The organism is Brachyspira catarrhinii, assembly GCF_005518285.1.
Lineage (GTDB): Bacteria > Spirochaetota > Brachyspiria > Brachyspirales > Brachyspiraceae > Brachyspira > Brachyspira catarrhinii.
Genome location: NZ_SJDU01000167.1, coordinates 1 through 4,934 on the forward strand (window position 1 = coordinate 1; position 4,934 = coordinate 4,934).

6 protein-coding genes are annotated in these 4,934 nt (G+C 33.1%); 5 read left to right on the forward strand and 1 reads right to left on the reverse strand.

Annotated features, from left to right (window positions below; all coding sequences use genetic code 11):
- The 5 genes from EZH24_RS07125 to mreD all read left to right on the forward strand — a co-directional run.
- Positions 1 to 198 (forward strand): bactofilin family protein (locus EZH24_RS07125; protein WP_137998432.1); only part of this gene is annotated, 198 nt, incomplete at its 5' end.
- 96 nt (positions 199 to 294) lie between these two features.
- Positions 295 to 1,218, forward strand: a complete 924-nt coding sequence (locus EZH24_RS07130; RefSeq protein WP_137998433.1) for a tetratricopeptide repeat protein — start codon at positions 295 to 297, stop codon at positions 1,216 to 1,218.
- 19 nt (positions 1,219 to 1,237) lie between these two features.
- On the forward strand, positions 1,238 to 2,263 hold the full coding sequence (locus EZH24_RS07135; RefSeq protein WP_137998434.1) for a rod shape-determining protein: 1,026 nt from the start codon (positions 1,238 to 1,240) through the stop codon (positions 2,261 to 2,263).
- A 1-nt stretch (position 2,264) separates the two neighbouring features.
- On the forward strand, positions 2,265 to 3,152 hold the full coding sequence (gene mreC, locus EZH24_RS07140) for a rod shape-determining protein MreC (RefSeq protein WP_137998435.1): 888 nt from the start codon (positions 2,265 to 2,267) through the stop codon (positions 3,150 to 3,152).
- Positions 3,149 to 3,688, forward strand: coding sequence for a rod shape-determining protein MreD (gene mreD / locus EZH24_RS07145; protein WP_137998436.1), 540 nt, complete (start codon positions 3,149 to 3,151; stop codon positions 3,686 to 3,688). The genes mreC and mreD overlap by 4 nt, the downstream gene beginning before the upstream one ends.
- An 82-nt stretch (positions 3,689 to 3,770) precedes the next feature.
- Here mreD and EZH24_RS07150 read toward each other — a convergent pair.
- Positions 3,771 to 4,934 (reverse strand): ATP-dependent helicase (locus EZH24_RS07150; protein ID WP_161976114.1); only part of this gene is annotated, 1,164 nt, incomplete at its 5' end.

Below are 4,934 nucleotides of genomic sequence, written 5' to 3' on the forward strand. Positions count from 1 at the left end.
ACATCCAGCAGAGTTATGCTTATGCCGACAAGCAGAGTATTGGGAGAAATAAGAACGCCCGAATTAATAATACAAAACGGCGTGGTATTGGAAGGTTCATGCATAATCGCTCCCGACCCAAAAACGAACCCGAAAGAAACCATACTCGCTTTATATAATGCAAATAACGAAAATATTGATTTGAAAACGACTAATTAATATTTTTTTAATATTTTTTATTAGAAAAATTTTAATAACGATTAAGAAAACTTTAATAAAAATATTTGATAAGATTTTAAATTTTAGAGAGGAAAAATGGCTTATTTATATAATGTAGAAGGAAAAATAAGCGCCAAAATCGTAATAGGAGTTTTAATTGGGGTTATAGCGGCTTCTTTGGTATTGTATTTTTCAATATCGAATTATATACAGAAAAAAAGAATGAAGTCGATTTACGATTATATACTTACAAAAGATTACGATAACGCTTCTTTTATATTTATGGATATGTATAATAAAAAGCCTTTCGATAAAAAAATATTAATGACGGGAATAGATTTATATTACGATATTCTTCTAAACTCTCAAAACGAAAAAGTCGCTGTTTCTTCATGCGAAAATATTATAAAATACGCCTTACAACTTCTCATAACGAGCAGATTCTTAAATAATAAACATTTGATTTATCAAAAACTCGCTTACGGTTATCAAAAATTGGGAAATTCTTATTATATAGATTCTTATAACGCTTATGTTCATGCTCTGGAAAACGGAGATAAAAGAATTTCTACGGCGATAGAATTATCAAAAATATGTTATGAAATCGGTTTATATAAAGAGGCTATAGTTTATTTGGAAAATATATTGGAAAATCAATCGTCTCAAAATATAGAACTTTATTACGAACTTGCGAACGCTTACGAAGGAAATAAAGATTATACGAAAGCTATACAGACTTTATCTTACATTACCGATAAGTTTAACGGAAATAATAAAATAGAATACGACACTTATTTTAAATTGGGAAATTTATATTTTAGGCAGGGCTTATATACGGAAAGCGAATTTTTTTATAAAAAGGCTTTGGATATGGATGACAAAAATCCTAATTTATATTATAGTATAGGTGTATTATACAGGCAAAACAGAAGAAGAGCGGAAGCGATTAGTATGTTTAGAGAATCGTTAAAAATAGATAATTCTTACAAACCCGCTATTGACGCTTTAAGAAGATTGTAAAGAGGGAGATTATAGAAATATGTTAAATTGGTTATATAATATGTTTTCAAGCGATATGGGAATCGATTTGGGAACGGCAAATACTTTGGTTTATATTAAAGGAGAGGGAATCGTATTAGCCGAGCCTTCCGTTGTCGCCATAGAAAAAAGCACGGGAAATGTTATCGCGGTTGGAAACGAAGCGAAAAGAATGCTTGGAAAAGTTCCAGGTCCGATTGCGGCTATAAAACCTATGAGAGACGGAGTCATCGCCGATTTTGAAATCGTTGAAAAAATGATTAGATATTTTATCAATAAAGTGCATAATAAAAGAACTTTGGTTAAACCGAGAATAGCGATAGGAATTCCTACTGGAATCACGGAAGTAGAAAGGCGAGCGGTTAGAGAAAGTTGCGAACAGGCGGGAGCGAGAACTATATTTCTTTTGGAACAGGCGAGAGCGGCTGCAATCGGAGCGGGAATGCCCATTAACGAACCAAACGGAAATATGATAGTGGAAATCGGAGGAGGCACTACGGAAATTGCGGTTTTATCTTTGGGAAGTATGGTTAAAAGCAAATCCGTAAGAGTCGGAGGAAATAAAATTGACGAAGCGATAATAAAACATATGTTAAAAGAGCATAATATTCATATAGGAGAGAGAACGGCAGAAGAGATTAAAATAACCATTGGAAACGCGTTTAAGGGCGATATATCGAAAACTATGGATATAAGAGGAAGAGATTCTATTAGCGGACTTCCAAAAACGGAAAGAGTAAATAGCGCCGAAGTAATGGACGCTATAATAGACATATTAACCGAAATATTGGAAGCTATAAAATCGGTTCTTAACGAAACTCCGCCAGAAATCGCAGCCGATATAGTGGAAAGAGGAATCGTTATGAGCGGCGGAACTTCTTTATTGCAGGGGTTTACGGATTTAGTATCTAAAGAAACGGAAGTTCCCGTAATACTTGCCGATAATCCTTTGACCTGCGTTGCCATTGGCTGCGGAAAATTTATCGAAGAGACAAAAAATTTAAAAAGTTATAGACGATATTCTTAAAATGAATACTATTATAAAACATAAACTTCTTATTATATATATAGCCCTAAATTTGATTGCGGGAATGCTAATGGTTCTTAATAGGAGCAATTTTGTATTTAATTTCCGTTCGATTTATTCGCTTGGAATTTATCCTATTCAAAGCGCGACAAAAAGCGTGTCGAAAGCTTTCGTTTATATTTATACGAGCATTAACGATATATTTACTTTGCAAAATCAAATTCAGGTTTTGAGAAATAGAATTGCCGAATTAAGCGGAACTGCTTTGGAATACGAACAATTAAGCAGAGAAAACGAAAGATTGAGAGCTTTATTAAACGAAATTCCTACCGATAATTATCCTCTCGAATACGCAGAAATAGTCTCAAAAGACCCGCAGAATTTTTATAATACGATAGTGATAAATAAAGGAAGCGCAAACGGAATAGTGGTCGGAATGCCCGTAATATCCTACAGAAACGGTTATAAAGCGTTAGTCGGAAGAGTAGTAGAAACTAGAAGATACAACAGCAGAGTTTTATCTTTAATAGACCAACGTTCGCAAATTTCCGTTATGCTCGAAGGCTTAAGGGCTACGGGAATAATGACGGGGCAGAGTCCTAAATCAGCTCAAGCTCATTTGGAATATATAGATTTGCAATTGGATGTGGAAGAAGGAGATAGAGTCATCACAAGCGGAATGGGAGGAGTTTTTCCAAGAGGAATTTTAGCGGGAACTATTTTTAAAGTGGAAAAGAAAAATTACGGATTATTTCACGATTTGTATGTCGAGCCTGCGGTTAATTTTTCGACTTTGGAAAATGTTTATATAATAAAGAAAATTCCAGATAGAGAAGTTATAAATCTTGCAAACGAAGAAACCGAAGAAAATTCGGAGGGCGTAAGATGAAAAGAGCGATAACGGTTCTACTCACTTCTCTGCTTTTGCTTCTTATTCAAGCGTCTCCAGCCTACGATTTGATAAGAATAACTTTAGGAGCTAAACCCGATTTGCTTTTGATATTTTTAGCTTTCATTTCTTTTAAATACGGTTCATTTAACGGAGCTATTTACGGTTTTCTTATAGGCTTGATTCAAGATGTCGTTTCAAATTCGACTTTCGGCTCTTACGCGATAATATTTTTGAATATAGGTTTCTTTTTGGGATTTTTCAACAGCAGATTATTTATTAGACAAATTACCGCTGGAATATTTATAACTTTAATCGGATATTTGATAAAAATCATAGGATTGTTTTTGGTTATTTCGATATATTCCGATTTGTCGAATGTCGCCGTTTTGATAAGAAGCGAGCTATTTATCGGACTTCCTCTAACCGTAATATTATCGTCTCCAATGTTTTTAATTTTCGATAGAGTTTCAAATTTGCTTTTTGAAAAAAATAAAATTCCCGTTGACGACAGCACAAAAAATTACGAAGAATAAATTTTAAAAAACAATTAAAACAACTAAAATAAAATTCCGAATTACAAATTTAAAAATTCTATAAAAATAAAAAACGATAAAATTATTTTTCTGGCGCAACATGCTTTAAACTCGCTTTTAAGTTCGATATAAATTCCTCTTCGTCCATAGCCATATTTTCTGGCAGTCCTTTTTGCATCTCTTCCAAAAATATTGAAGGCGAACATTCCACTTTTTTGCCCATTTTAGTTCTGCTTAAACAATAAGTTAGAGTTAAATGTTTTTTTGCCCTCGTCATCGCGACATAGCATAATCTTCTCTCTTCTTCTATTTCTTTTTCGGAAGAACTTTTATGATGAGGCAAGATTCCTTCTTCCATTCCCGATATATAAACATAAGGAAATTCCAAACCTTTAGCCGAGTGAATGCTCATAAGCATGACGCCTTTTTTCTTTTCATCTTCTTCGTTTTCTTCCATGCTCATTAAAAGTATTCTATCCAAATAATTTTTCAAAGTCGCGTTTTTGTTTCCTCTCTCGTATTCCAAAATTCCGTTCATAAGAGATTCGACATTTTCCATTTTTTTGCTTCCTTGTTCTTTCGTGTCGCTCGAATTAAGAATTTCGCTATGATATGCAATCTCGTCCAAAAATTTATTTATATTTTCGTAGAGTTTAGGTTTTTCAAGTAAATTCTTATCGTTTTTATCAATCGTAAAAATCTTATTGTATTTTTCTATAACATCTAAAAAATCTTTTATTCCCGTTTTTGCCTTCGGCGGAATATCGTCAATGTTTTCGTAATCGAGCAAAGTTTGATAAAGCGAAACTCCGTTTTTTACGCTTATTTCATTTAAATTATTTATCGCAACCGAACCGATTCCTCTTTTCGGAATATTTATTACTCTTAAAAGCGAAACCTCGTCTTCGGGATTTACGAATAAATTGAGATAAGCCAAAATATCTTTTATTTCTTTTCTTTCGTAGAATTGAAAAGCCCCAACTAAAGTATATTTTAAACCACGCTCTCTAAAAGCATCTTCGAATATTTTTAACTTTGTGCTATTTTTAGAAATATTTATTCTAAAAAGAACGGCAAAATCTTCGTAATTTAATTTTTTTGTTATAGAATAATTCACTATAGAATCTGCTATAAATTTTGCCTCTTCTCTTTCGTCTTCGCAGGATATTATATCTGGCGGAATTCCTTCCTCTCCAACGGCTACGACTTTTTTATCTTTTCGATTTATATTATTGCTTATAACCGC

Excerpts from the sequence above, each read along its gene's own strand:
- EZH24_RS07130 (WP_137998433.1), top strand. The coding sequence starts at position 295 with ATGGCTTATTTATATAATGTAGAAGGAAAAATAAGCGCCAAAATCGTA.
- EZH24_RS07135 (WP_137998434.1), top strand. The coding sequence starts at position 1,238 with ATGTTAAATTGGTTATATAATATGTTTTCAAGCGATATGGGAATCGAT.
- mreC (WP_137998435.1), top strand. The coding sequence starts at position 2,265 with ATGAATACTATTATAAAACATAAACTTCTTATTATATATATAGCCCTA.
- mreD (WP_137998436.1), top strand. The coding sequence starts at position 3,149 with ATGAAAAGAGCGATAACGGTTCTACTCACTTCTCTGCTTTTGCTTCTT.